The organism is Microbacterium sp. Bi98 (assembly GCF_918698045.1).
Classification (GTDB): Bacteria; Actinomycetota; Actinomycetes; order Actinomycetales; family Microbacteriaceae; genus Microbacterium.
This window is the reverse complement of sequence record NZ_CAKKLK010000023.1, coordinates 1-3887: the sequence shown is the minus strand read 5'-3', so window position 1 is coordinate 3887 and position 3887 is coordinate 1. Positions and strand designations below refer to the sequence as shown.

The 3887-nt window shown below is 68.4% G+C and carries 5 protein-coding genes; 4 read left to right on the top strand and 1 reads right to left on the bottom strand.

What is annotated here, in order from left to right:
- The first annotated feature begins 104 nt into the window (after positions 1–104).
- From gnd to LQZ85_RS17805, 3 genes are all read left to right on the top strand, one after another.
- A complete protein-coding gene (gene gnd, locus LQZ85_RS17815; RefSeq protein ID WP_053098398.1) occupies positions 105–1166 on the top strand; it encodes a phosphogluconate dehydrogenase (NAD(+)-dependent, decarboxylating) in 1062 nt (353 codons plus the stop codon).
- 198 nt (positions 1167–1364) lie between these two features.
- Positions 1365–1835, top strand: coding sequence for a GNAT family N-acetyltransferase (locus LQZ85_RS17810; protein ID WP_230101304.1), 471 nt, complete (start codon positions 1365–1367; stop codon positions 1833–1835).
- Positions 1836–1882: 47 nt separating this feature from the next.
- Complete coding sequence (locus LQZ85_RS17805; protein WP_157534255.1) at positions 1883–2047, top strand: hypothetical protein; 165 nt, start codon at positions 1883–1885, stop codon at positions 2045–2047.
- A gap of 102 nt (positions 2048–2149) precedes the next feature.
- Here LQZ85_RS17805 and LQZ85_RS17800 read toward each other — a convergent pair whose 3' ends face one another.
- Positions 2150–3115: a G5 domain-containing protein gene (locus LQZ85_RS17800; RefSeq protein ID WP_355706607.1), complete on the bottom strand. Its 966-nt coding sequence runs from the start codon at positions 3113–3115 to the stop codon at positions 2150–2152.
- A gap of 161 nt (positions 3116–3276) precedes the next feature.
- On the opposite strand from LQZ85_RS17800, the gene LQZ85_RS17790 reads away from it, so the two are divergent.
- Positions 3277–3762 carry a hypothetical protein gene (locus tag LQZ85_RS17790; protein WP_230101303.1) on the top strand — a complete coding sequence of 162 codons (486 nt, stop codon included), beginning with the start codon at positions 3277–3279 and terminating at the stop codon, positions 3760–3762.
- The last annotated feature ends 125 nt before the right edge of the window (positions 3763–3887 follow it).

The window sequence follows — 3887 nt, the reverse complement described above, 5'->3', positions numbered from 1 at the left end:
CCCCCGCACGCCCCACGCCACCCCGCAACACCATTGAGCGACCCACGCACCCGTGCCAGGATTGCCCCGACTCGGCCCACCGGGGCTGAGACGAAGGGATTCTCATGCAGCTGGCGATGATCGGACTCGGCCGGATGGGCGCCAACATCGTGCGCCGCCTCATGCGGGCGGGGCACGAATGCGTGGTCTATGACGTCAACACGGATGCCGTGCAGGCGCTGGTCGCCGAGGGAGCCACCGGCGCCGACAGCATGGCCGACCTGGCATCGAAGCTCGAGGCGCCGCGGGCCGTGTGGATGATGGTGCCCGCATCGCTCACGGGCATGGTGGCGGATCAGGCGGCGGAGGTGCTCGACGAGGGCGACATCCTGATCGACGGCGGCAACTCGAACTATCGCGACGACGTCCGCCGGGCGAAGGCGTTCCGCGAGCGCGGCATCCATTACGTCGATGTCGGCACGAGCGGTGGGGTGTTCGGACTCGACCGCGGATACTGCCTGATGGTCGGCGGACCCGATGAGGCCGTGCAGCGCATCGAGCCGGTGCTGCGCACGATCGCTCCGGGTGTCGGGGAGATCGAGCGCACGCCCGGCCGCACCGGAGACCTCACCCCCGAGGAGCAGGGCTATCTGCACTGCGGCCCGTCGGGTGCGGGGCACTTCGTGAAGATGGTGCACAACGGCATCGAGTACGGCATCATGGCGTCGATCGCCGAGGGGCTGAACCTGCTGCACAACGCGGATGCCGGGGTGCGCGAGGCCGAGCACTCGGCCGAGATCGCTCCGCTGGAAGAGCCGGAGTTCTACCAGTTCCCCATCGACACCTCGAAGGTCGCCGAGCTGTGGCGCCGCGGATCGGTCATCTCGTCGTGGCTGCTCGACCTGACCGCTGCCGCGCTCGCCGAGAATCCGCACCTCGACGGTCTGGCCGGCCGGGTCTCCGATTCGGGCGAGGGCCGCTGGACGGTCAAGGCCGCCGTCGATGTCGGCGTGCCCGTGCCGGTGCTCGCGGCGTCGCTGTTCGAGCGCTTCGCCTCACGCGATGAAGACAAGTTCGCCAACCAGGTGCTGTCGGCGATGCGTCTGCAGTTCGGCGGGCACCAGGAGCTGCCGGCCGGAGATGTGCTCGAGGCCGGATCGCGCAAGGCGGATTCCGACAGCGCCTGACCGCGTTCTCCCGGATCGTCGAGCGGGGCCCACGGAGGTTCAGGTCCACAACTCCGGAAGAAGCGGGTGCGCCCGGCGGCTCGGCCCCGGAATCCCGGGGAACCGATGCGTCGGCCCGCTCGTCCTTCCGGAGTTGTGAACCGGCAGAACTGCCGCCGTCCGCCCGAGCCGAAGCCCTCGACCCCAGAAAGGCATCCGATGACCGCCGCCACACGTCGAGCCACCCCGCACGACGCCGCCCGTCTCGCCGAACTCCTGCACGCCTTCAACACGGAGTTCGACACCGAGACTCCGGGGGTCGAGGTGCTCGCCGAGCGGTTGCGCACGCTGCTGGGCGGAACCTCCACTTTCGCGGTGCTCGGCGGTGATCCTGCGGTCGGTCTCGCGCTCGTGACCCTGCGTCCGAATGTGTGGTCGGAGGGGCCGGTCGCGCTGCTCGATGAGATGTACGTCGAGCCCGCGCACCGCGGTGGTGGTGTCGGCGGCGCGGTCCTCCGGCACATGGTTGAGATCTGCCGGGAACTCGGCGTCGCGGCGATCGAGATCAACGTCGATGAATCGGATGCCGCGGCGATGCGCTTCTACGAACGACACGGGTTCAGCGGCGTCGACCCGGATTCCGGCGAGCGGGCGTTCTACTTCTATTGGTCGCTGGAGGTCGGGGACTAGCTGCCGGGGCTGGAGGTGTCGCGCACCCCGGTGGCTATCCTGGCGCCATGGATCCTTTCCTCACCATCGTCCTCTTCTACGTCGCCGGGTTCCTGATCGGCATCCTGATCCTGTGGCTCGTGATCTACACGGCCGTGCGGTCGGCCTTGACGTCGCATCGTCAGGCGCTGGCGGAAGAGGGACGACCGGCGCAGCGCTACTCCGGGCGCTGACGAATGGCCTCTGTCACGACGCTCTCGGGGTCGGACGCGGCAGGGCTCGACGGCGAGATCCTCGAGGTCTGGGCTGAGGTCTTCGGCCCGGTGGACTAGCGCTCAGTCGCAGGCGATGCCGTCTCCGTCGCGGTCGAGGTCGTAGATGTCCGAGCCGACGACCTGCACGGGGCCCTGCACATATCCGGGTCCGTCTCCGCTGCCGCCGGCGCAATCGACGTCACTCGAGATCGGAACACACGCTCCCGTGTAGTTCGAGTCGCACCCTCCGCCACCCTGCTGCACGAGCGGCACGGGGGCGGGAGCGGGTGCCGGAGCCGCGACCGGTGCCGGCGCTTTGCTTCCGATCGCCGTGACCTCGTTCACCGGCTGCACGGAGATCGCCTCGCTGACGACCTCGCGCGACACCTCGACGCCGTCGATCAGAGTCAGGCGATAGGTGATCACCTTCACGCCATTCACGCCCGCGGCGACGAGCGCCGTGGCGCCCTGGTCGAGCTGCGGGTCGTCGACCGTGGTCGCCGTGAACGGCACGGGCACCTCTTCGGTCGCGGTCTCGAACGTCGTCGGCGTGGGAGTGGGCGTCGGCGTCGGAGCCGACGTCGTCACCGCGGCGAAGGTCTGAGGTTCGGATGCCGTCGGGGCGGTGCCGCTGCTGGCACTTGCGATTCCGCCGCCGGTGACGAGCAGAGCGGCCAGGCCGAGGGCGATCACGCCCGACATCCGCGATCGGAGTCCTAGAGCCGGGAGGGGGCGCGCGATCATGACATAGAGAGCGATGCCGACGACGGCGGTGGCGACGAGCAGGATCGCGATCGGCGACAGGCGGGCGAGCGCGCCGCCGACGACGAGTGCGGCGACGATGATCCCGGCAGTGCGCCAACCGGTCTTGCGCTTCGCGAGTGCGAGTGCGAGTGCGGGTGCCGGCGCGGTGGCGGACGCGATCTGCGTCGTCGCGACAGCCGCCGGGGACGGAGCGGTCGAGGCGGTCCAACGATGGCCGTCCCACCAGCGCAGCTGATGCGGATTCTCCGGATCGGGATGCCAGGCGGCAGGCGGCTGTGACATGAGAGTTCCCCTCGACGATGAGGCGACGAATCGCCGGCGCCCCCAGAGCGCCTCGACCTGTATATCGGTTCAGATCGCCGGGCGGCAACAGCCGAATCTGAAACGTGACAATGGCCTGCTACGTTCAACTTCGTTGCTTGATCCCCAAACGAGAGTCACAGATGAACACCGCAGTCACCAGGGCCGCTGCCGCATTCGCCCTTCTCGCCCTGCTCGGGCTCGGAACTGTCGCGTGCTCCGCTCCCGCCGAGTCCACCGACTCGAAGTCTGACTCGCAGCCGGCCGCGCCCGAAGCGGTCGAAGAAGTTGAGGAGGTGGCAGAGCCCGTCGATCTCGCCGGCGAATGGACGCAGATCAACTCGAACTCACCCGACAGCTTCCAGAGCGCCACGATCACGGCAGACACGATCGAGGTCTCGTGGAACTCGACCGACACGAAGTCGCTGTACTGGGCGGGTACTGTCACGGTGCCCGAGGACGGTTCGACCTCGTTCACCTTCGATTCGGCGAACGACACGTCGAAGACAGATTCGGCCATGCTTGCCTCGAGCGATCCGACGAAGACCTTCACCTATGCCGACGGTGAGCTCTCCTACGAGGTGACTGCCCTCGGCACCACGATGACCGTGCGCCTCGAGAAGCAGTAGGTCGGCCGTCCGGGAATATTGAGGGATGCCGGCCCGCAAAGCTGGACCGGCATCCTTCGTTGTTTCGCTGATGACGCAGCGCGGGGGCAGGCTCCGTCACGCCGTCGGGCGCTCCCAGCCCACCC

Excerpts from the sequence above, each read along its gene's own strand:
- gnd (WP_053098398.1), top strand. The coding sequence starts at position 105 with ATGCAGCTGGCGATGATCGGACTCGGCCGGATGGGCGCCAACATCGTG.
- LQZ85_RS17810 (WP_230101304.1), top strand. The coding sequence starts at position 1,365 with ATGACCGCCGCCACACGTCGAGCCACCCCGCACGACGCCGCCCGTCTC.
- LQZ85_RS17805 (WP_157534255.1), top strand. The coding sequence starts at position 1,883 with ATGGATCCTTTCCTCACCATCGTCCTCTTCTACGTCGCCGGGTTCCTG.
- LQZ85_RS17800 (WP_355706607.1), bottom strand. The coding sequence starts at position 3,115 with ATGTCACAGCCGCCTGCCGCCTGGCATCCCGATCCGGAGAATCCGCAT.
- LQZ85_RS17790 (WP_230101303.1), top strand. The coding sequence starts at position 3,277 with ATGAACACCGCAGTCACCAGGGCCGCTGCCGCATTCGCCCTTCTCGCC.